Origin of the sequence: Streptomyces sp. LaBMicrA B280 (assembly GCF_049222185.1) — a bacterium.
GTDB classification, from domain to species: Bacteria; Actinomycetota; Actinomycetes; order Streptomycetales; family Streptomycetaceae; genus Streptomyces; species Streptomyces murinus.
The window spans coordinates 1-19,898 of sequence record NZ_JBMJCT010000065.1; the positions used below are offsets into that span (position 1 = coordinate 1).

Annotated in this window: 20 protein-coding genes and 1 pseudogene; 11 read left to right on the top strand and 10 right to left on the bottom strand. The window is 72.9% G+C overall.

The genetic code is table 11. The annotated features are described in order from the left end of the window. A pseudogene (locus ACLF5H_RS35790) lies at positions 1 to 99 on the top strand (IS982 family transposase); the annotation flags it as partial. 31 nt (positions 100 to 130) lie between these two features. On the opposite strand, the gene ACLF5H_RS35795 reads toward ACLF5H_RS35790, so the two are convergent. Beyond that, positions 131 to 934, bottom strand: coding sequence for a nuclease-related domain-containing protein (locus ACLF5H_RS35795; protein WP_421680171.1), 804 nt, complete (start codon positions 932 to 934; stop codon positions 131 to 133). A gap of 99 nt (positions 935 to 1,033) precedes the next feature. On the opposite strand from ACLF5H_RS35795, the gene ACLF5H_RS35800 reads away from it, so the two are divergent. The 6 genes from ACLF5H_RS35800 to ACLF5H_RS35825 all read left to right on the top strand — a co-directional run bounded on the left by ACLF5H_RS35800 (position 1,034) and on the right by ACLF5H_RS35825 (position 7,241). After that, positions 1,034 to 1,540 carry a protein-tyrosine phosphatase family protein gene (locus tag ACLF5H_RS35800; RefSeq protein ID WP_421680172.1) on the top strand — a complete coding sequence of 169 codons (507 nt, stop codon included), beginning with the start codon at positions 1,034 to 1,036 and terminating at the stop codon, positions 1,538 to 1,540. A gap of 119 nt (positions 1,541 to 1,659) precedes the next feature. Then, on the top strand, positions 1,660 to 2,418 hold the full coding sequence (locus tag ACLF5H_RS35805; RefSeq protein ID WP_421680173.1) for a hypothetical protein: 759 nt from the start codon (positions 1,660 to 1,662) through the stop codon (positions 2,416 to 2,418). Further along, on the top strand, positions 2,415 to 3,686 hold the full coding sequence (locus ACLF5H_RS35810) for an ATP-binding protein (RefSeq protein WP_421680174.1): 1,272 nt from the start codon (positions 2,415 to 2,417) through the stop codon (positions 3,684 to 3,686). The genes ACLF5H_RS35805 and ACLF5H_RS35810 overlap by 4 nt, the downstream gene beginning before the upstream one ends. Positions 3,687 to 3,853: 167 nt before the next feature. Further along, on the top strand, positions 3,854 to 5,215 hold the full coding sequence (locus tag ACLF5H_RS35815; RefSeq protein ID WP_421680175.1) for an FtsW/RodA/SpoVE family cell cycle protein: 1,362 nt from the start codon (positions 3,854 to 3,856) through the stop codon (positions 5,213 to 5,215). A gap of 38 nt (positions 5,216 to 5,253) precedes the next feature. Further along, positions 5,254 to 6,711: a penicillin-binding transpeptidase domain-containing protein gene (locus ACLF5H_RS35820; protein ID WP_421680329.1), complete on the top strand. Its 1,458-nt coding sequence runs from the start codon at positions 5,254 to 5,256 to the stop codon at positions 6,709 to 6,711. Positions 6,712 to 6,755: 44 nt separating this feature from the next. Continuing rightward, positions 6,756 to 7,241, top strand: coding sequence for a DUF3291 domain-containing protein (locus ACLF5H_RS35825; RefSeq protein ID WP_421680176.1), 486 nt, complete (start codon positions 6,756 to 6,758; stop codon positions 7,239 to 7,241). Here the strand turns inward: ACLF5H_RS35825 and ACLF5H_RS35830 are convergent. Both ACLF5H_RS35830 and ACLF5H_RS35835 read right to left on the bottom strand, forming a co-directional pair. Further along, positions 7,225 to 8,100 carry a hypothetical protein gene (locus ACLF5H_RS35830; RefSeq protein WP_421680330.1) on the bottom strand — a complete coding sequence of 292 codons (876 nt, stop codon included), beginning with the start codon at positions 8,098 to 8,100 and terminating at the stop codon, positions 7,225 to 7,227. The genes ACLF5H_RS35825 and ACLF5H_RS35830 overlap by 17 nt on opposite strands. 91 nt (positions 8,101 to 8,191) lie before the next feature. After that, entirely contained in the window at positions 8,192 to 9,301 is a 1,110-nt protein-coding gene (locus tag ACLF5H_RS35835; protein ID WP_421680177.1) for a ferritin-like domain-containing protein, read from the bottom strand. Positions 9,302 to 9,425: 124 nt separating this feature from the next. On the opposite strand from ACLF5H_RS35835, the gene ACLF5H_RS35840 reads away from it, so the two are divergent. After that, entirely contained in the window at positions 9,426 to 10,364 is a 939-nt protein-coding gene (locus tag ACLF5H_RS35840; RefSeq protein ID WP_421680178.1) for an AurF N-oxygenase family protein, read from the top strand. Between the two features lie 70 nt (positions 10,365 to 10,434). On the opposite strand, the gene ACLF5H_RS35845 is transcribed toward ACLF5H_RS35840, so the two are convergent. Both ACLF5H_RS35845 and ACLF5H_RS35850 read right to left on the bottom strand, forming a co-directional pair. Next, the gene (locus ACLF5H_RS35845; protein WP_421680179.1) at positions 10,435 to 11,031 is read right to left on the bottom strand and encodes a hypothetical protein; all 597 of its coding nucleotides are present in this window, start codon (positions 11,029 to 11,031) and stop codon (positions 10,435 to 10,437) included. A 113-nt stretch (positions 11,032 to 11,144) separates the two neighbouring features. Then, complete coding sequence (locus tag ACLF5H_RS35850) at positions 11,145 to 11,723, bottom strand: HutD family protein (protein ID WP_421680180.1); 579 nt, start codon at positions 11,721 to 11,723, stop codon at positions 11,145 to 11,147. Positions 11,724 to 11,842: 119 nt separating this feature from the next. On the opposite strand from ACLF5H_RS35850, the gene ACLF5H_RS35855 reads away from it, so the two are divergent. The 3 genes from ACLF5H_RS35855 (at position 11,843) to ACLF5H_RS35865 (ending at position 13,935) form a co-directional block, all read left to right on the top strand. Beyond that, positions 11,843 to 12,502, top strand: coding sequence for a TetR/AcrR family transcriptional regulator (locus tag ACLF5H_RS35855; protein WP_421680181.1), 660 nt, complete (start codon positions 11,843 to 11,845; stop codon positions 12,500 to 12,502). After that, positions 12,489 to 12,797 (top strand): hypothetical protein, encoded by a 309-nt coding sequence (locus tag ACLF5H_RS35860; RefSeq protein ID WP_421680182.1) that lies wholly within the window; start codon positions 12,489 to 12,491, stop codon positions 12,795 to 12,797. The genes ACLF5H_RS35855 and ACLF5H_RS35860 overlap by 14 nt, the downstream gene beginning before the upstream one ends. A 115-nt stretch (positions 12,798 to 12,912) precedes the next feature. After that, positions 12,913 to 13,935: an NlpC/P60 family protein gene (locus tag ACLF5H_RS35865; RefSeq protein ID WP_421680183.1), complete on the top strand. Its 1,023-nt coding sequence runs from the start codon at positions 12,913 to 12,915 to the stop codon at positions 13,933 to 13,935. Positions 13,936 to 13,999: 64 nt separating this feature from the next. Here ACLF5H_RS35865 and ACLF5H_RS35870 read toward each other — a convergent pair whose 3' ends face one another. From ACLF5H_RS35870 to ACLF5H_RS35890, 5 genes are read right to left on the bottom strand one after another with little or no spacing between them, the layout of a single operon-like run. Further along, positions 14,000 to 15,253, bottom strand: a complete 1,254-nt coding sequence (locus tag ACLF5H_RS35870; RefSeq protein WP_421680184.1) for a styrene monooxygenase/indole monooxygenase family protein — start codon at positions 15,251 to 15,253, stop codon at positions 14,000 to 14,002. Between the two features lie 23 nt (positions 15,254 to 15,276). Beyond that, complete coding sequence (locus ACLF5H_RS35875) at positions 15,277 to 15,936, bottom strand: GTP-binding protein (protein WP_416481291.1); 660 nt, start codon at positions 15,934 to 15,936, stop codon at positions 15,277 to 15,279. Continuing rightward, positions 15,917 to 16,330 (bottom strand): DUF742 domain-containing protein, encoded by a 414-nt coding sequence (locus tag ACLF5H_RS35880; RefSeq protein ID WP_037660266.1) that lies wholly within the window; start codon positions 16,328 to 16,330, stop codon positions 15,917 to 15,919. The genes ACLF5H_RS35875 and ACLF5H_RS35880 overlap by 20 nt, the downstream gene beginning before the upstream one ends. Beyond that, entirely contained in the window at positions 16,327 to 16,818 is a 492-nt protein-coding gene (locus ACLF5H_RS35885) for a roadblock/LC7 domain-containing protein (RefSeq protein ID WP_037660264.1), read from the bottom strand. Before ACLF5H_RS35885 ends, ACLF5H_RS35880 begins: the two co-directional genes overlap by 4 nt. Continuing rightward, the gene (locus ACLF5H_RS35890) at positions 16,815 to 19,670 is read right to left on the bottom strand and encodes a nitrate- and nitrite sensing domain-containing protein (protein WP_421680185.1); all 2,856 of its coding nucleotides are present in this window, start codon (positions 19,668 to 19,670) and stop codon (positions 16,815 to 16,817) included. Before ACLF5H_RS35890 ends, ACLF5H_RS35885 begins: the two co-directional genes overlap by 4 nt. Positions 19,671 to 19,898 lie beyond the last annotated feature (228 nt).

Here is a 19,898-nt window from a genome sequence, read left to right on the forward strand (position 1 = left end):
CGCACCGGACAACGACTCCTCGCCCTGGCAGCCGGCATCTGGCACAACTGGACCACCGGCGCCAAGATCAAACGATCCCTGATCGCCTACGACCACTGAGAACATCGGACTCACTCATCTAGGGCCCGGCTCAGACCTTCTCCCAGGTACGGCGGTCCCGCGCCATCGCGTGCAGCGCCGCCACGTCCGCCGGTTTCAGTACGCCGCCCAGCCGGGCCAGCCCCGGCAGATCCCCGGCGGACAGGACCCGTATCCCCCGGGGCGCCGCGGTCAGGGTCACCCCGGAGGGGTCGGTCAGGGCGAGCACCGGGCGGACCTCGGCGGTCAGGGCGTAGGCGGCCCGGTCGGCCTGGGCGCGCAGTCGGCGCAGCAGGGGCTCGGCGGCGCGCCGGCCCACGGTGACCATCGGGTCGGCGACCCGCACCCGCGCCCTGCGGGCGTACAGGGCGTGCACGGCGAACAGCCCGCCGGGGCCGATCAGCAGATGGTGGACCCGGTCGCCGCCGGGCAGCGGCAGCGAGTGCAGGGCGAGCCAGCCCGCGCCCTCCAGAGCGTCGAGCACGTCGCCCACGGCCTGCTCGGCCAGCAGGGCGCGGCGACGCGGGTCGGGGCGCAGCCGGTGCCCGGCGCCCGGGTCGCGGTCGAGGGCGATCAGCAGCGCCTCGCCGGGCCGGTTGGGCGCGAGGTCGTCGTCGGGGTGCAGGGCGAGCCGGGCGAGTTCGGCGGCGGTGGGGACCGGGGGCGGGCCCACGGCCACCGGGCCGGTGAGGAAGGGCTTGAGGGCTTCGAGCACCTGGTCCCGTTCGTCCTCGGCGAGCAGGTCGACCCGGCCGGCGGCACGGTCGTACCAGGCGATCCGGCTGCCGTCCGGGCGGCAGACGTACAGCCGGTCCCGGCCCCCGCGGCGGCCCGGCACCACGCGCAGTCCGCTCATGCGCATCACCCCTCGACCATGGGAACAGGCCGGGTGCTTCCCGGGCAAGAGCGGCTACCGTGGAGAGCGGCCCCGCGCAGGGGAGTTGGGGAGGCGCCGGTGCGAACCCGCGGAACGCAGCCCGACGTGCCGGCTCCACGGAGCCCGTGGAGCGAGATCGTGCCCGGCCTGTGGATGGGCGGGCACGAGTACCGGGGGCGTACGGGACGGCTGGAGACGGCCGTCGTACGGGACGAGTTCGATGTGGTGCAGTCGCTGCTGCGGCTGCCGGGCTACGGCCCGGACGCGGGCGTCGAGCACCATGTGTGGCCGATCCCGGACGGACCGCTGGACGGGACGCAGCTCGCCGGGGTGATCCGGCTGGCGCGGGCGGCGAACGAGGCGCTGGACGCGGGCCGCCGGGTGCTGGTGCGCTGCTATCACGGGTACAACCGCTCGGGCCTGGTCGTGGCGCACGCGCTGGTGCGGCGGGGCGGCACGCCGGACGAGGCCATCCGGCTGATCCGGGCCCGCCGCTCGGCGTGGGCGCTGCACAACGAGCTGTTCGTGGCGTATCTGCGCGCGGGGCTGCATACCGTACGGCTCCTCGAGGAACTGGCCGAGTAGCCTCTCTGTCCCGGCACCGGCGCACGGCTCAGGTGCACAGAACGGACGAAAAGGGGCTTCCTTGGAATCTATGTGCATACTGGCCTACTGACCTGCAAAACCATCGCCTCTGGAGCACCGTGCCCGTCCGTCGCCCTGTGCGCACCGCCTTCGCCGCGGCCGCCGTCGCCCTGTTGTCGGCGACGGCGGCGGCCTGCGGGGACGCCGGCCAGTTGCAGAGCGCCGGGCCGACCCAGACCGCGGACAGCCCCGCCAAGCTCTGGCCCGACCTGCACCCGGCGTCCAGCCCGGCGTACCCGTACGACGTGGCGACGAGGGAGACCGTCAAGGGCCTGACCGTGCCCGGCGGCGACATACGCCGGATCGATCCGGTGGACATCCTGGAGGCGGAGCTGAAGGCGCACCCGGCCGACTACGGGTCCAAGGGGGCGTTCCACGGGACCGTGGACCGGGTGAAGGAGTGCCGCGCGGGCGGCGACCGGGCGCTGTGCCCGCTGCTCAAGCCGTACTACCGGGACCTGACCGGCGACGGCCGGCCCGATCTCACGCTCGGCTTCCGGCTCTACCCGACCAACCAGACGGCGGTGCGGGTCTACACCGTCGAGGGCCGCCGCCTGGTGCAGGTGCTGGCCGACAACGACGCGATCCTCGGCGTGGAGCTGGCCGGGCGCGCGCTGATCGAGCGCAGTCCGGCGGACATCTCCGGCTACGAGTACCGCACCACCTGGGAGTGGGACCCCGGCCAGCGCGCGATGGTGTTCTCCCGCGACGAGTACCTGCACACCGGCACGGGCCGCCGGCTGCGCAAGGGGAGCCCCTCCGCGCACCCCTCCGCGCGCCCGTCCGCCTCCCCCGCCGCCTCCCCGGGCGCGTCATGAGGCTGCTGCTGGCCCGCTGGGCGGGGCCGCTCGCCGTGAAGGCGGCCGGGTTCATCACCGTGATGTGCTGCGCGCTGGCCGCGCTGCTCGGGGTGCTCGTGCATGTCTCGGTGACCGACCAGACCGTCGGCCAGGCCCGTGACCTCGCCCTGTCCCGGCTCGCGGACGCCACCCGCGCCTACGAGGCCGGGGACACCCTCCTGCCCAATGCCGGGGTCGACCCCGAGGGGCTGCCAAACTCGCTGCGGACGCTCGCGGCCGCCGGGCGGCGCGGCACCATGGTGTCCACGCACCGGGGGCGGCCGACGATGTGGGCGGCGGGCCCCGTCCAGGGGCACCGGGCGCTCGCCGTGGAGATCGACTACTCGCAGCAGTCCGGCACCATCGCCAGCCTCGACACCTCGATCCTGTGGTCCTCCGCGCTCGCCATCGGCGCGACCGTGCTGGTCGGTGTGTTCGCCGTGAGCCGGGTGACCCGGCGGCTGCACACGACGGCCCGGGTGGCCCGCCGGATCAGCGCGGGCGATCTGGACGCCCGGGTCGGCGACCCCCGTACGAAGGATCCGACCCGGCCCCAGGACGAGGTGGCCGCGGTGGCCGCCGCGCTGGACTCGATGGCCGCCTCGCTCCAGGGCAAGCTGCTCAGCGAGCAGCGGTTCACCGCGGACGTGGCGCACGAGCTGCGGACCCCGCTCACCGGTCTGCACGCGGCGGCGGAACTGCTGCCGCCCGGACGGCCGACGGAACTGGTGCGGGACCGGGTGGCCGCGCTGCGCACGCTCACCGAGGACCTGCTGGAGATCTCCCGCCTGGACAGCGGCCGGGAGCGGCTGGAGGCCGACGCCGAGGGGCTGGGCGCGCTCGCCGAGCGGGTGGTGCGGGCGTCGGGGACGGAGACCGAGGTACGGGTCGTACGGGACGCCCTGGTGGAGACGGACCGGCGGCGCCTGGAGCGGGTGCTGGGCAACCTGGTGGCCAACGCGCACAAGCACGGGGCGGCGCCGGTGCTGCTCACGGTGCACGGGCCGGTGGTGACAGTGCGGGACCACGGGGGCGGGTATCCGGAGTACCTGGTCGCGCACGGGCCGCAGCGGTTCCGCACCGAGGGCGGGGTGAAGGGGCACGGGCTCGGGCTGACCATCGCGGTGGGGCAGGCGGAGGTGCTGGGCGCGCGGCTGTCGTTCCGGAACGCGGTGGACGGCGGGGCGGTGGCGACGCTCGTCCTGCCGGTGGCTTGGCCGACGCGGGTGGCTCCGCCGGTGCGGTAGGGCTCCGCCGGGCGGTAGGGCTCGGCCGGGGCGGTTCGTCGGCAGGTGCGGGCCGTAAGTGGTTGATCGCGCCCACGCGGCGGAGCCGCATATCGGACACAGCCCCGCGCCCCTCAGGGGGCGCGTTGCAGCGGGGCGGAATTGCCTGCTTTAGGTAGGTTCACGGCATGACCGACGCCGGAACCGCCGCGGCGACGGCCCCGGCCGCCGTGCCCGTCGCCCGGCTGCCCCGGCGTCGCGGGATCGAGTTCGCGCTGATCGTGCTGGCCGTCACGCTGTCGGTGTACGGCTACTGCGCGGTGGGGCTGGCCCGGGCCGGGCGGGTGCCGCCGGGGGCGCTGGCGTACGGGGCCGGGCTCGGGGTGCTCGCGCTGCTCGCGCATCTCGCCGTACGGCTGCGGGCGCCGTACGCCGATCCGCTGCCGCTGCCCATCGGGGTGCTGCTCAACGGGCTCGGCCTGGTGCTGATCTACCGGCTGGACCTGGAGACACCGGGCGACCGGGCCGCCCCCGCCCAACTGGTGTGGTCCGCGCTCGGGGTGGCCCTGTTCATCGTCGTCGTCCTGCTGCTGCGCGACCACCGGCTGCTCCAGCGGTACGCGTACGTGTGCGTGGTCGCCGCGCTCGTCCTGCTGCTGCTGCCGATCCTGTTCCCGGCGGTCAACGGCGCCCGGATCTGGATCCGGGCCGCCGGATTCTCCATCCAGCCGGGCGAGTTCGCGAAGGTGCTGCTCGCGGTGTTCTTCGCCGCCTACCTCGCCGCCAACCGCAACGCGCTCGCGTACACCGGCCGCCGGATCTGGCGGATGCAGTTCCCGACCGGGCGGGTGCTCGGGCCGATCGTGACGATCTGGCTGCTCAGCGTCGGGGTGCTGGTCCTGGAGCGGGACCTCGGCACCTCGCTGCTCTTCTTCGGGCTGTTCGTGGTGCTGCTGTACGTCGCCACCGGGCGCACCGGCTGGATCGCGGTGGGGCTGGTGCTCGCCGTGCTGGGCGCGGTGGCCGTCGGCCGGGTGGAGCCGCATGTCGGCGGCCGGATCGTGGACTGGCTGCACCCGTTCGCCACCATCGAGGCCGGGCGGGGCCCCAACCAGCTGTCCCAGTCGCTGTTCGCGTTCGCGGCGGGCGGCCTGCTGGGCACCGGGCTCGGGCTCGGGCACTCGGTGCTCATCGGCTTCGCCACCAAGTCGGACTTCATCCTGGCCACGGCCGGCGAGGAACTGGGCCTCGCCGGCCTGGCGGCGATCATCCTGCTGTACGCGCTGCTGGTGGAGCGCGGCTACCGGGCGGGCCTCGCGCTGCGCGAGCCGTTCGGGCGGCTGCTCGCGGTGGGCCTCGCCTCGATCCTGGCGCTCCAGGTGTTCGTGATCGCGGGCGGGGTCACCGGGCTGATCCCGCTGACCGGCATGGCGATGCCCTTCCTCGCCCAGGGCGGCTCCTCGGTGGTCACCAACTGGACGATCGTGGCCCTGCTGATCCGGGTGAGCGACTCGGCGCGCCGCCAGTACGACGGCAGGCAGGCGCCATGAGCGACTACACCGGGATGGGCGGCGAGGGCGGGCGGCCGATGGCCCGGTACATCCGGCACGCCTGCGCGTTCTGCACCCTGCTGCTCGCGGCGCTGCTGGTGAACGCGGCCCGGGTGCAGCTCGTCCAGGCCGGCGACTACACCGGTAACCCGGCCAACCGGCGCGCGGCCATCGCCCGTTACCAGCAGCCGCGCGGCGACATCCTGGTCGACGGCAAGCCGGTCACCGGCTCCGTGGACACCCATGAGCAGCTGCGCTACGAACGCACCTACCAGGACGGCCCGTTGTACGCCCCGGTGACCGGCTTCGCCTCCCAGTCGTACGGCACCACGTTCCTGGAGCACTCCGAGGACGGGGTGCTCTCCGGCGCCGATCCGATGCTCGCGCCGCTGCCGCTGTGGAACGACCTGACCCGGGGCCGCGAACCGGGCGGCGATGTCGTGACGACGCTCAACCGGGCGGCGCAGGAGGCGGCTTACCGGGGGCTCGGCGGGCGCAAGGGCGCGGTGGCCGCCGTCGACCCCTCGACCGGGCGGATCCTGGCCCTGGTGACGAGCCCCTCGTACGACCCGGCCCAGCTCTCCGGCAACGCCGAGTCGGTGGCGTCCGCGTGGGCGCGGCTCAACGGCGACCCGGACAAGCCGATGCTCAACCGGGCGGTACGGCAGACCTATCCGCCGGGTTCGACGTTCAAGGTGGTCACCGCGGCGGCGGCGCTGGACGCGGGGGTGGTCACCGACCCGGACGCGCGCACCGACTCCCCCGACCCCTATCGGCTGCCCGGCACCCGCACCACGCTGACCAACGAGGGCGACGGCTGCGCGGACACCTCGCTGCGGGACGCCTTCGAGTGGTCCTGCAACACGGTCTTCGCCAAGCTGGGCGTGGACGTCGGGGTGCGGGACATGACGGCCACGGCGGAGGCGTTCGGGTTCAACGACGGCGGGATGCGCGTGCCCTTCCCGGTCGCGCCCAGCACCTTCGACTCCCATGTGGACAAGGCCCAGTTGGCGCTCTCCTCGATCGGGCAGTACAACACCCGGGCCACCCCGCTCCAGATGGCGATGGTCGCTGCGGCCGTCGCCGACGACGGGCGGCTGCACACGCCGTACCTGGTGGAGCGGGCGACCCGGCACGACGGTGAGACGGTCGCGGGCAGCGGGACGCATCCGGTGCGGCAGGTCATGCACCCGTACACCGCCGAGCAGTTGAAGGAGCTGATGACCGGGGTGGTGCGGGAGGGCACCGGTACCCGGGCGGCGATCCCCGGCGCGATCGTCGGCGGCAAGACCGGCACCGCGCAGCACGGGGTGGGCAACACCGGCCTGCCGTACGCCTGGTTCGTGTCCTGGGCGCAGGACCAGGACGCGGTGGAGCCAGCGGTCGCGGTCGCGGTGGTGGTGGAGGACGCCTCGGCGGACCGGGGCGAGATCAGCGGCGGGGGCGACGCGGCGCCGATCGCCCGGGACGTGATGCGGGCGGTGCTCGGCCGGTGAGACGGGGCTGCCGCGGGCGGCCCGGATCTCCTTAGGGTGCGACCATGACGGATACCGCACCCGCGTACGAACTGGCCCAGGTGAACATCGCCCGGCTCAAACACCCGCTGGACTCGGCCGAGTTGAAGGACTTCGTCGACGGGCTCGACCCGGTGAACGCGGTCGCCGACGCCTCGGACGGCTTCGTGTGGCGGCTCAAGAGCGACTCCGGCAACGCGACCGACGTCCCGGTGCTCGGGGACGCGTGGATGATCGTCAACCTGTCGGTGTGGCGGGACCCGGAGGCGCTCACCGCGTTCATGTACCGGGGGCTGCACCGGGAGTTGCTGGCCAGGCGCCGGGAGTTCTTCGAGCGGCTGGAGGAAGCCGTGACCGCGCTGTGGTGGGTGCCGGCCGGCCACCGCCCGGCGGTCGCCGAGGCGGAGGACCGGCTGCTGCACCTGAGGGCGCACGGCCCGACGCCGTACGCCTTCACGCTGCGGGCGCCGTTCGCGCCCGGGGAGGAGGCGGCGGTCAGCCGATCGGCTTGATCGACTCGGAGCGGACCTGGAGGGTCTCCTTGGCGAGCGCGGCCAGGTCGACCTGGGAGGGGTCCTGCGACATGGAGCTCATGTCCACGATGGCGATCGTGGCGGCCGTGTTGCCGTCGGCCCAGGCGCAGGAGGGCATGGTGATCTTCGTGCCCGCGTGGTCCTGGACCAGCACCTCGCAGCTGATGGTGACGCCCAGGTCGAAGTCCTTGACGGGCACGGCGACCGTGGTGTCGGCGCTCTCGGCGCCGCCCTTCATCATGTTCCGGCGGATCTGGTCGCTGTCCTTGAACCGGCCGTACATGCCCGACACCACCAGGTTGCCCTTGGTCACATCACCGCCCAGGGTGTACGTCCCCACCACGGCGTGGACGTCCTTGGCGTTCCAGGAGGAGTCCGCCTCGCTCTCGATCGCCTGGCCGTCGGCGCTGGAGAGGTCCTTGTAGAACGCGTACTTGCCGTCGAGCAGCGTCTTGGGCAGCGTCAGCTTGTTCTTGGCGTCGGGGAAGGTGGTGGCCGCCTTGTAGCCGATCGCGCCGAGGGCGACCAGACCGCCCACGATCAGCACGACCACGCCGCCGACGATCCCGAGGATCAGGCCGACCCGGCTCTTCTTCGGGGGCGGCGGCACGACGGGCGGCATACCGCCCCAGCCCTGGTACGGCGGCTGCTGCGGGCCCTGGGGCTGGGCGCCCTGCGGGGGGTACGGCGAGCCGCCGTAGGGGCCGGGGTTCTGCGGCTGCGGCTGCCCGTAGGGGGACTGCTGGCCGTAAGGGGACTGCTGCCCGTAAGGGGGCTGCTGGCCGTACGGGGAACCGGGCTGGTTCGGGTACGGCGGCTGCTGCGGCGACGGAGGCATGGACACGCCAGCACGCTACTGCACGCGGGTGAACGGGCGGGCACCGAGTCGGCACCGGTCCCGCCGCGTTCCCGCACATCCACCGGCCCGCTCAGCCCTCCTCCGCCCCCGCCTCGATCGCCTCCCTCACCTCCGCCACCCGCGCCCGCTCCTCCGCGGCGAAGCGCCGCGCGTCCAACTGGTCGGCCAGCTCCTCGTCCTCGGCCATCAGCCGCTCCAGATCGGAGTCGCCCAGCTCCAGCACGCCGAGGTCGACGTACGCCCGCCGGAGCCGCTCGCCCCACAGGCCGATGTCCTTGACGCAGGGCACGATGCGGCTGAACAGCAGCTTGCGGAAGAGCCGGAGGAACTCGGTGTGCTCGGTGAGTTCCTCGGCCTCGGCGCGCGGGATGCCGAAGTTCTCCAGCACCTCCACGCCGCGCAGCCGGTCGCGCATCAGATAGCAGCCCTCGACGACGAACTCCTCGCGCTCGCGCAGTTCGGCGTCGGTGAGCTGCCGGTAGTAGTCGCGCAGCGCCATCCGGCCGAAGGCCACGTGCCGGGCCTCGTCCTGCATCACATAGGTGAGGATCTGCCGGGGCAGCGGCTTGTCGGTGGTGTCCCGGATCAGGCCGAAGGCGGCGAGCGCCAGCCCCTCGATGAGCACCTGCATGCCGAGGTAGGGCATGTCCCAGCGGCTGTCGCGCAGGGTGTCGCCCAGCAGCGCCTGGAGGTTGTCGTTGATGGGGTAGACGAGCCCGACCTTCTCCTTCAGGAACCGGCTGTAGATCTCGGCGTGCCGGGCCTCGTCCATGGTCTGGGTCGCGGAGTAGAACTTGGCGTCCAGGTCGGGCGCCGACTCCACGATCCGGGCGGCGCAGATCATCGCGCCCTGCTCGCCGTGCAGGAACTGGCTGAACTGCCAGGAGGCGAAGTGCCGGCGCAGCTCGCCCCGCTCGCGCCCGCTCATCCGGTCCCAGTACGGCGTCCCGTACAGGGCGGTCGCCTCGTCGGGGGTGCCGAGCACGTCGTGGGGGTCGACCTCCAGGTCCCAGTCGATGCGCCGGGTGGCGTCCCACTGCTTGTCCTTGCCCTTCTGGTACAGGGCCAGCAGCCGCTCGCGGCCGTCGTCGTACTCCCAGCTGAACCGGGCCGCGCCGGACGCGGGCACCTGCCAGGCGGGCTCTCCGGGTTGGTCGGCGTACAGGTCATGGGTGGACATATCCCGCAGGCTCACACGTAGACGCGCGGTCAACAAGTCCTGCGCAGGGGATTGACGACCTTGCTGACAGGCAGTCTCATAAGTTACTGGACGACATACCCCCGGGTAACGAGGTGAGGGAGCCATGACGACCCTGACGGAAGCGGACGCGCTGGACGGCCTGCGCGACGCGCTCGGCCTGCTCAAGGACCGGGAGCAGGTGGCCGAACGGCTGCTGGTCTCCTCCGCCAAGCACTCCTTCGACCCCGACAAGGAGCTGGACTGGGACGCGCCCTTCGAGGAGGGCAAGTGGTACTGGCCGCCCGAGCTGGTCTCGCTGTACGGCACGCCGATGTGGCGGCGGATGAGCGAGGAGCAGCGCATCCTGCTCTCCCAGCACGAGGCGGCGGCGCTGGCCTCGCTCGGCATCTGGTTCGAACTCATCCTGATGCAGCTGCTGGTGCGGCACATCTACGACAAGTCCGCCACCAGCGCGCATGTGCGCTACGCCCTCACCGAGATCGAGGACGAGTGCCGCCACTCGAAGATGTTCGCGCGCCTGATCGAGCGCGGCGACACCCCCTGGTACCCGGTCAGCAGGGCGCATCTGAACCTGGGCCGCCTCTTCAAGACCATCTCCACCACCCCGGGTTCCTTCACGGCGACCCTGCTGGGCGAGGAGGTCCTGGACTGGATGCAGCGCCTGACCTTCCCGGACGAGCGGGTGCAGCCGCTGGTGCGGGGCGTGACGCGGATCCATGTGGTCGAGGAGGCGCGCCATGTGCGGTACGCCCGTGAGGAGTTGCGCCGCCAGATGGTGACCGCGCCGCGCTGGTCCCAGGAGTTCACCCGGGTGACCTCCGGTGAGTTCGCGCGCGTCTTCTCCGTCGCCTTCGTCAACCCGGAGGTGTACACCAACGTCGGGCTCGACAGGCGGGAGGCCATGGCCCAGGTCAAGGCCAGCGGCCACCGCCGCGAGATCATGCAGACCGGCGCCAAGCGGCTGACCGACTTCCTGGACGACATCGGCGTGCTGCGCGGGGTCGGGCGGCGGCTGTGGCAGTCGTCGGGGCTGCTGGCGTAGCCGGACGCGCGAAGTCCCCGCCGGTGGAACTCCCCTCGCCCGGCGGGGACTTCGGCGTACCGGCGCCCTCCTACTCGTGGGCGCTGAGCACACCGCCGTTGCTGAGCACGATGTACACGCCGTTGGCGTCGAGGCCGACGTCGTGCTGGTCCTTCGTCTCGATGGTGGCGGCCACCCCGTCGTGGCCGATGATCTGCGCGCGGTAGCGCAGCTCGCCGAACTTGGTCACCTTGACGGTCCAGCCGCCCGCGACCTTGAAGGTGCCAGGACCCTGGTGGCCGCCGCCCATCCAGGCGTGCAGCTCGCCGCCCAGCGTGAGCACGATGAACATGTCATTGGCGTCGAGCCCGGCGTCGTGCCCGTTCGTGTCCAGGGTGGCCAGCACCGAGCCGCGGTTGACGATCTTGGCGCGGTAGCTCTGCTCACCGAGCTTGTAGATCTCGGCCGTGCTGCCGTCCGGGAGCTTCTGGGTGCGCTCCGGGGCCGACTTCTTCGCCGCGACCGCGGACACGGCGGCATGGTGCGCGCCACCGGCGGCGGCGGACGTGGCCGCGTGCGCGGAGACGGCGGCCAGCGAGAGCGCGGCGGCCGCGGCGACGGCCACCAGGCCGGTGGTGCGAACGGTACGGGCGGTGCGGGTGGTGCGGCGCACAGTGCGAGCGGTCATGATCGAAATCCCCCTCGGGCATCGGGTGGTCATTCCCTACGCCCCATCAGATGACCTCTGTGCCAACGCAGTTCACCCGGTTCTGTCCGCACTTGGTAACAACGCGAAGGCTCCTAGGCCGCCGCGGTCACCTCGCTGAAGGCGACCAGCGCGGCGACCCCCTCGACCTCCAGGGCCTCGCCACGGGCGCCGGTGCACAGGGCCGCGTCGAGGCGGCCGAGGCCCGTGCCCGTCCCCTCGAGGACGGCGGAACCCTCCAGCACCACGACGAGCAGCACGGGCGCGGCGGACCGCGCGGGCAGTGCCACCCGCCCCCGTACGATCTCCACCCGCGCGGTGGCCCGGCCGCGCCGGGTCATCACGTTGAAGTCGACGAGCGGGCCGCCGAGCAGCCGGCAGTCGGTGTCGGCGTCCCCGGGAAAGGCGAAGGGGGCGTACGGCTCGGCCACCGGGTGCGGGGACCCGTCGACGGTGAGCACCATGCCGGGTCCTTCGACCAGGGTGATGACCCGGTCGACCCCCTCGAAGCGGGAGAACGGGCCGCCCCGGGCCACATCGGCGAGGCTGACGCGCCACGCGAAGTCCGCCATGTCCGCGCCCTCGGGGCCCGCCGCGATCTCCCGGGTCAGCCCGCCCCCGTTCTTCCACGGCGTCGCCGGACGTCCCTCGGCCCTCAGCACCCGCACCGTCATCCCGCACTCCCTCTCGTCCGATGTCCCCCGTGTGTATCCGCGGACCGCCCCCGCTGTCGAGCGCGGTCGGCCGACCGGCACCCCCCGCTCTCCCGGGCCCGCAAGTTACGCTGCGTGGCATGACCCCCCAGACCGCCACCCCCGCGTATCGCCGGCTCAGCGTCGAGGAGCGGCGGCGCCAGCTGCTCGACGCCGCGCTGACGCTGTTCGCGCACCGGGCGCCCGAGGACGTGTCGCTGGACGACGTGGCGGAGGCGGCCGGGGTGTCGCGGCCGTTGGTGTACCGGTACTTCCCCGGCGGCAAGCAGCAGCTGTACGAGGCCGCGCTGGGGTCGGCCGCGGACGAGCTGCGGCAGTGCTTCGACGAGCCCCGCACCGGCTCCCCGCTGGCCCGGCTGACCCGCGCCCTCACCCGCTATCTGACCTTCGTGGACGAGCACGACACCGGCTTCGCGGCGCTGCTGCGGGGCGGCAGCGTGGCGGAGACCTCGCGCACCACCGCCATCGTGGACGGGGTACGGCGGGCCGCCGCCGAGCACATTCTCAGCCATCTCGGCGCCACCGACCCCGGGCCCCGGCTGCGCATGACCATCCGGATGTGGATCACGGCCGTCGAGGCGGCCTCCCTGATCTGGCTGGACGAGGACAAGCAGCCGCCCACCGACGAGCTGCGCGACTGGCTGGTGGACCAGTTCGTCGCCGCCCTCTCGGTCACCGCGGCCCGCGACGAGCAGACGGCGGCCCTCGTGGGCACCCTCACCCGGGATGGCCGAGACTGAGACCGTGAAGAGCCAGGACACCCCGTTCGAGGGCGGCCCCATGGACGGACGCGTACTGCCCGTCCTGCTCGGGCCGACCGGACATCCCCCGAAGACGTACCGCATCCCCGTCCCCGACCCGGACGGCGGCCCGCCCACGGTGTACGTCTACCGGCGCGTGCCGCGCGGCCACAGCAAGCGGCTCGGCCTGATCCAGGGCTGGAAGTACGCGTACGACCCCGACGACACCTCCGGCGGCCGCCTGCGCTGGCCCTGGTCCAAGCCGTCCGGCAAGCCGGGTGACACGCAGGGGTGACAGGGTTGCGCCGAACCGCGCACACGCGGCGCGCGCCCGACAGGGATACGTCTGATTATCGCGGTCGGATAGGGAACGGCAATGCGCCCTCCCCCTCCGCACCCGAGGTGATGACGTGTCAGGAAAGCTTGTGCGCCTGGCCTGTACGGCCACGGTGGCGGCCCAGGCCGTCCTCGCGCCCGTGCCCGCCACCGCCGCGCCCGAGCCGCAGCGTTCCGTCTCCCAACTGCTGACGGACCTCCAGAAGCTGTACCGGCAGACCGAGCAGGCCACCGAGACCTATGACGCCACCGCCGACCGGCTGGGGCGGCAGAAGTCGGAGGTGGCCCGCCTCGACAAGGAGCTGAGCCGCGCCCGGCGCGCCCTGGAGGCCGGCCGCGCCGACGCCGGCCGGCTGGCCCGCCAGCAGTACCAGGGCGCCTCCGGCGGACTCGGCCCCTATGTCAGCCTGCTGTTCGCCCCGGATCCGCAGCGCGCCCTCGACGAGGGCCATGTGCTCGGCGAACTGGCCCGCCAACGCGCCCGTACGGTCGACCGGTTGACCGGCGCCGAGCGGCACTCGGACGCCGTCGCCCGCACCGCCCGCAAGGCCCTCGACACCCAACGGGCCCTCGCCGGACAGCAGAAGAAGCAGCGCGCGGCCGTCCAGGCGAGACTCGCCGACGTGGAGCGCCTGCTGGCCACCCTCGACCCGGACCGGCTGGCCGCCGTCGACCGCCTCGAACAGCAGGGCGTCAGCGCGGCCCAGCGGTCCCTCGCCGGCTCGCTCGCCGACGACCACCCGGCCTCCCGCCAGGGCGAACGCGCCGTCCGCTTCGCCCTGAGACAGGTCGGCAAGCCCTACGTCTGGGGTGCACAGGGCCCCTCCTCCTATGACTGCTCCGGCCTGACCTCCCAGTCCTGGCAGCACGCGGGCACCCCGATCCCCCGCACCAGCCAGGAACAGTGGAGACACCTGCCCCACATCCCGCTGCGCCAACTACGCCCCGGCGACCTGGTGATCTACTTCCCCGAGGCGACCCACGTGGCGATCTACGCGGGCGACGGCAAGGTCGTCCAGGCCCCGAGACCGGGCACCCGGATCAAGATCTCCCCGGTGGCGTCGAATCCCGTACTGGGAGCCGTACGCCCCGGCTAGCGCCCCTTCAGGGGCGCGGGGAACCGCGCGACCAGCCGCGCACGCGCCCGCGCCCCCACGGCGGCTAGGCCCCCGCCACAGCCGAGAGGTACGCCCCCGCCTTCTCCGGCTCGAAGAAGAAGTTCTCGAAGTCGGCCGGGTCGTTGAACCCGTTGGCGAACCGATCCGCCACCGGCGGCAACTGCCCGGCCGCGCCGATGAGGTTCAGGACGTGCTCCGGCGGCGGCGCCAGCATCGCGTTCGTCCACTTCGTGACGTGCCGCGCCGTCTGCCAGTACCGCTCGAACGTCCCCCGCATCCACTCCTCGTCGAACGGCTGCTCCCCGCGCTCCAGGATCGACGCGAGGTAGGAAGCCGCGCACTTGGACGCGGAGTTGGAGCCCTGGCCGGTGATCGGGTCGTTGGCGACGACCACGTCGGCGACGCCGAGCACCAGGCCGCCCGAGGGCAGCCGGCCGATCGGGTTGCGCACGGTCGGCGCGTACCGCCCGGCCAACGTGCCACCGGCGTCCGTGAGTTCGACCTTCGTCGCCCGCGCGTACTCCCAGGGCGTGAACTTCTCCATGAGTTCCAGGGTCAGGGAGAGGTGCTCGGCCGGGTCCTTGACGCCGTTGAAGACATCGAGCGGGCCGCCCGGCACGCCCTCCCAGAACAGGATGTCGGCGCGCCCGGAGACGGTGTACGTCGGCATGACGAACAGCTCGCCGACGCCCGGCACCAGGTTGCAGCGCACCGCGTCGAACTCCGGGTGCTCGGGGCGCGGCCCGAGCCCGTGCACGTACGCCACCGCGAGCGCCCGCTGCGGCTCGCTGTACGGGGAGCGCGCGGCGTCGCGGCCGAACATGGACACCAGCTCGCCCTTGCCTGCGGCGACCAGCACCAGGTCGTAGGTGCGCGAGAAGTAGTCGAGGTCGCCCACCGCCGCGCCGTGGATGACCAGTTGGCCGCCGCGCTGGGCGAAGGTCTCCATCCAGCCGGCCATCTTCACCCGCTGGTCGACGGACTGGGCGTAACCGTCCAGCTTGCCGACCCAGTCGATGGCGCGCTGGGTGGGGCCGGGGTCGTGCGAGCCGGGGGCCGCGACCGAGACGCCGAGGCCCTGGATCTTCGGGGCCTGGGACTCCCAGAAGTTCAGCTGGAGGTCGCGCTCGTGCTGCAGCGCGGTGTGGAACATGCACTGCGTCGACATGACGCGGCCGGACCGGATCTCGTCCGCGGTCCGGTTCGACATCAGGGTGACCTCGTAGCCGTGCGACTGAAGGCCGAGGGCGATCTGGAGGCCGGACTGACCGGCTCCGACGACGAGTATCTTCCGCATGCGGGTGGTGGCTCCTTACAGGACTACTCGGGGGTTTCGTCCAGCGCGTGGCCGACCAGGGCCAGCAGGGTCTCGATGGCCGAAATCCGCCGCCGCGCATCCATGATCATGACAGGGATGTGCGGGGGTATCGTCAGCGCCTCCCGGACGTCCTCGATGTCGAACCGCTCGCTGCCGTCGAAGTGGTTGACCGCGACGACGTACGGCAGTCCGCAGCTCTCGAAGTAGTCAAGGGCGGGGAAGCAGTCCTTGAGGCGGCGGGTGTCGGCCAGCACCACGGCGCCGATCGCGCCGCGCACCAGGTCGTCCCACATGAACCAGAACCGCTGCTGACCCGGCGTGCCGAACAGGTAGAGCACCAGGTCGTCGTCGAGCGTGATGCGGCCGAAGTCCATGGCCACGGTGGTGGTGACCTTGTCCGGAGTGCCGGAGAGGTCGTCGGTGCCCTCGCTCGCCTGGGTCATCAGCGCCTCGGTCTGCAGCGGCGTGATCTCCGAGACGGCCGTGACCAGGGTGGTCTTGCCGACGCCGAAGCCGCCCGCCACCACGATCTTCGTCGCGACGGGGGCCCGCGTCCGGTCCGTCTGCCAGGCCTTCAGGTCCTCGTCGGGCTCGGCGAAGCCGGCGACGAGGGGGGCGGCGCCTCCGAGGGAGGCGGTGGCGTCAGAGACGGCGAAGTCCACTCAGCACCCTTTCCAGCAGAGCGCGGTCCGGGCGGCCGGTGCCATGACCGGTTCCGGTGCCGTACACACGGATCTTTCCCTGGTCCGCGAGGTCGCTGAGGAGCACGCGGACCACGCCGAGCGGCATCTTCAGCAGCGCGGCGATCTCGGCCACCGTGCGCATACGGCGGCACAGTTCGACGATGGCCCGCATCTCCGGCATGACACCGGCGAGCGATCCCTTCGTCAGTTCTCTGCGCTCCTCGGGCGCCTCGATGGCCGCGGTGCTGGCCACGAAGGTCTCCACGAGGAGGACGTGCCCGAAGCGGGTGCGGCCGCCGGTGAGCGAGTAGGGGCGCACGCGGGCGGGTTTGCGCTCACCGCCGCGCACCGGGAGCTTCGGTGTGCCGCTCATCGGGCGCTCCCGGCCGACTCCAGGGACTTGCGCAGCTCGCTGCGGAGTTCCGGGGTGAGGACGTGACCGGCGCGGCCGACGAACAGCGCCATGTGGTAGGCCACCACGCTCATGTCGCACTCGGCGGAGCCGTGCACGCCGAGCAGTGAGCCGTCGCTGATGGACATCACGAACAGGCTGCCCTCCTCCATCGCGACCATGGTGTGCTTGACCCCGCCGAACGTCATCAGCTTGGCGGCGCCGACGGTGAGGCTGCCGATGCCGGAGACGATGGTGGCGAGGTCGGCGGAGGAGCCGCGGGGGCCCTTGCCGGGACGGGCCTGGCGGGACTGCTCCGTGTGGCCCGGGTCGGACGACAGCAGCAGCAGACCGTCCGAGGAGACCACGGCGACGGACTGGATGCCGGGGACCTCCTCGACCAGGTTGGTCAGCAGCCAGTGCAGATTGCGGGCCTCAGTGCTCAGCCCGAAGGTACTGGGAGCGGTCAACTGCTTGCCTCCTCGATGGGGCCCCCCGTGGTGTCCTCGGAATGGTCTTCGATCTCTGCCTCGACGTCGCGGTAGCCGGCCTGTGCTCCTCGGCGGAAGCCACCGAGCCTGCGGCGCAGGGCCTCGGCGTCGACGCTGGTGCTGCGCTGGCGGGGCGGGGGTGCGGGTGCGGTGATCCTGGGGGTGCGCTTGGGCAGCCCCTTGCTGGTGACCCGCTCCTCGGCCTCGCCGTCGTCGGCGGCCCCGGTCATGGGCCGCGCGTGGCTGATGGGTTCGGCGTCGACGGGAGCCGCGGGCCGCTCGACCGGCCGGTCGACCGACTGTTCGTCCGGCTGGTCGTCAGACTGTTCATCCGGCTGGTCGTCGGGGTCCTCGTCCGGTGCCTTCCGCGGTGCCTCGTCCGTGAGCGGGAGCAGCAGCTCCATCGTCGTCTCGGCGAAGGTCTCCACCGGGGCCTTGGGACGGGCCTCGGCCTCCTCAGCGCCGGGCCCCGCCTGCTCGTGCGTCGTGTCGTCGGCGGTTTTGGACGCCGCGGCTCCGGGCGCGGCCGTGTCCGCGGCGGCCTCCGGCTCGGGCTCGGGCTCCGGCTCCGGCTCCGCACCGGCGTCCCTGACCGCCTTCTCGGCCAGCGCCACCAGCGGGTCCTGCGGCTCGGCGCCGTCCTTCGGGCGGGTGGGCAGGACATTGGAGTTGGCCTCGGCGGCGGCGCCCGGCAGGGTGAAGGTGCCGGTGGTGGAGGTGGCCGCCTGCGGGGGTACGGCCGTCGCGGGGGCCTCGGACAGCAGGGTGGCCGGCAGCACCACGACCGCGGCGACCCCGCCCTGCTTCTGCTCGCGCAGCTGCACCCGCACACCGTGCCGGTGGGCGAGGCGGGCCACGACGTAGAGGCCGAGCCCGAGTCCGTCGTCGCCCTCCTGGTCGTACCCGGCCTCGGGGTCGAAGTCGGCGAGCCGCGCGTTGAGCCGGATGAGGCGGTCGTCCGCCATGCCGATGCCCTCGTCGTGCACGGAGAGCATGACCTCGCCGGACTCCAGGAGCCAGCCGGAGACCTCGACCGGCACGTCCGGCGGGGAGAACGTGGTGGCGTTCTCCATCAGTTCGGCCAGCAGGTGCGAGAGGTCGTCCGCGGCGAAGCCCGCGATGTGCGCGTGCGGCGGCAGCGCGGCGATGCGCACCCGCTCGTACCGCTCGATCTCGCTGACCGCGGCGCGCACCACGTCGACCAGCGGCACCGGTCCGTGGTGCTGCTGGACATGCTCGGTACCGGCGAGGACCAGCAGGTTCTCGTTGTGCCGGCGCATCACCGTGGCGAAGTGGTCCAGCTTGAAGAGGGTGGCGAGCCGCTCGGGGTCCTGCTCCCGGTCCTCCAGGCCCTCGATGACGGCGAGCTGGCGCTCGACCAGGCCGAGGGTGCGCAGCGCCAGGTTGACGAAGGTGCCGCCGATACCGGCGCGCACCCGGGCCAGTTCGGCCGCCGCCTCGGCGAGTTCGGCGCGCAGCTCCTCGCGGGCGTCGGCCATCTTCTGCCGCTGCCCGACCAGGTGCTTGCGGTCGGTCTCCAGGGTGGTGACCCGCTCGTGCAGGGCGGCGGCGTGCGCCTGCAGGGCGTTGACGGAGCGGACGACCTGCGCGAACTCGTCGTTGCGGCCGGTGAAGGCGATGGGTTCGCGGCCGGCCGCGTCGCCGGGCTCGGCGAGCCGGGCCGTGCCGCGGCGCAGCACCGACAGGGGCCGGGTGAGGGTGCGGGCCATGGCGGTGGCGATGCCGACGGCGACCAGCAGCAGCACGCCGAGGACCGCGACCCGGATCTCCAGCGCGGTGACGTCGTCGTCCCGCAGCTTCTCCAGGTCCCGGGTGCGGTGCTCGTAGAGGGCCGATTCCGCGCCGCGCATCAGGTCGATCCGCCCGGACAGGGCCGCGTCCAGCTTGGTGGCGCTGGTGCCCGAGGCGCTGTCCGGGAAGGTCGGCTGGGCGGTGAAGGTGTCCAGATACTTCTCGGCCGAGTTGACGTCGGCGCCGGTGACCGTGGAGTCGTACGCGTCGAGAGCCGGCTTGGGCGCGTTCTCGCGGAAGTCGGCGAGGGCAGCGTCGGAGCGCAGCCGGGCCTGCTGGGCGGCGGCGGTGAGCGCGTCGCGCTGCTTGCGGCCGGCCTCGGTGGGCACGGAGGTGGTGGTGGGCAGTCCGGTGACGGGGTTGAACACCGTCTGGGTGGTCGCCGGGACGTTCAGCGCGGCGAGCAGCAGGCCGCGGGCGGCGGCGGACTGCTGGACCGCGGTGTCCAGTTCGGCGAGCGCGTAGGCGCCGGAACCGGCCCGCCGGGGCATCCGCTCGGCCAGCTGCTCGGCGAGCCGGTGCAGTTCGGTGATCGTCGCCGAGTACGCCTGGTGGGCTTCGAGTGCCGTGCTCTTGCCGGTGAGCGCGGCGCGCCGGACGGTCGCGATGCGGTCGAGGTCGCCGCGCAGGTCCGCCGGGGCGCCGCCGTCCGCGCGCAGATCCGCCACCTGACGGTCGACGCGGGTGCTGCGGTCCTCGGAGGGCGCCTTGGACTCGGGGCGGCCGGCCGCGATGTAGGAGGTGACCTCGTCGCGCTCGTCGGCCAGGGAGCCCGCGAGGGCGAGGGCGTCCTGGGTGCGGGAGGCGAGCGTCACCAGGTCCTGGGAGTCGCTCACGTCCGAGGACGCGGTGAGAAGAGAGGGGGCTCCGGCACCGGCGACCGCGGCGGCCACGACCGCGACGGCGACGATCAGCCGGGTGCGCACATGCGTGGGCCGCCCGGTGCCCACGGGAGTCTCGGGGGCGGCCTTCTCGGGGGCCGTCTGCCTGCCTGTGCGCCGAGGCCGCTTCATCTGCACCGGTGCTCGCATTCCTGAACTCGTCTACCCAAGGGCCCGGGTGGCGCCCCGTCAGCTCGGTGCCAAGTGGTGCGTGCACCCGGTTCGTACGGTTCCCGACCCTCCCAGCGCCGGTGGGCAGTGGTCGCGCATCACCTGACCCGCCACCCGAAGGAGTGAACATCGGAGGGGAGTTGGCGGGCAAGTTCCTCTGGCGTGTGCCGGGCCGTTCCCCGGTGGGCCGGTTGG

Bases quoted from the DNA above. Each gene is read 5' to 3' on its own strand.
- ACLF5H_RS35795 (WP_421680171.1), bottom strand. From the start codon at position 934: ATGAGCGGACTGCGCGTGGTGCCGGGCCGCCGCGGGGGCCGGGACCGG.
- ACLF5H_RS35810 (WP_421680174.1), top strand. From the start codon at position 2,415: ATGAGGCTGCTGCTGGCCCGCTGGGCGGGGCCGCTCGCCGTGAAGGCG.
- ACLF5H_RS35815 (WP_421680175.1), top strand. From the start codon at position 3,854: ATGACCGACGCCGGAACCGCCGCGGCGACGGCCCCGGCCGCCGTGCCC.
- ACLF5H_RS35820 (WP_421680329.1), top strand. From the start codon at position 5,254: ATGGCCCGGTACATCCGGCACGCCTGCGCGTTCTGCACCCTGCTGCTC.
- ACLF5H_RS35825 (WP_421680176.1), top strand. From the start codon at position 6,756: ATGACGGATACCGCACCCGCGTACGAACTGGCCCAGGTGAACATCGCC.
- ACLF5H_RS35830 (WP_421680330.1), bottom strand. From the start codon at position 8,100: ATGCCTCCGTCGCCGCAGCAGCCGCCGTACCCGAACCAGCCCGGTTCC.
- ACLF5H_RS35835 (WP_421680177.1), bottom strand. From the start codon at position 9,301: ATGTCCACCCATGACCTGTACGCCGACCAACCCGGAGAGCCCGCCTGG.
- ACLF5H_RS35840 (WP_421680178.1), top strand. From the start codon at position 9,426: ATGACGACCCTGACGGAAGCGGACGCGCTGGACGGCCTGCGCGACGCG.
- ACLF5H_RS35845 (WP_421680179.1), bottom strand. From the start codon at position 11,031: ATGACCGCTCGCACTGTGCGCCGCACCACCCGCACCGCCCGTACCGTT.
- ACLF5H_RS35850 (WP_421680180.1), bottom strand. From the start codon at position 11,723: ATGACGGTGCGGGTGCTGAGGGCCGAGGGACGTCCGGCGACGCCGTGG.
- ACLF5H_RS35855 (WP_421680181.1), top strand. From the start codon at position 11,843: ATGACCCCCCAGACCGCCACCCCCGCGTATCGCCGGCTCAGCGTCGAG.
- ACLF5H_RS35860 (WP_421680182.1), top strand. From the start codon at position 12,489: ATGGCCGAGACTGAGACCGTGAAGAGCCAGGACACCCCGTTCGAGGGC.
- ACLF5H_RS35870 (WP_421680184.1), bottom strand. From the start codon at position 15,253: ATGCGGAAGATACTCGTCGTCGGAGCCGGTCAGTCCGGCCTCCAGATC.
- ACLF5H_RS35880 (WP_037660266.1), bottom strand. From the start codon at position 16,330: ATGAGCGGCACACCGAAGCTCCCGGTGCGCGGCGGTGAGCGCAAACCC.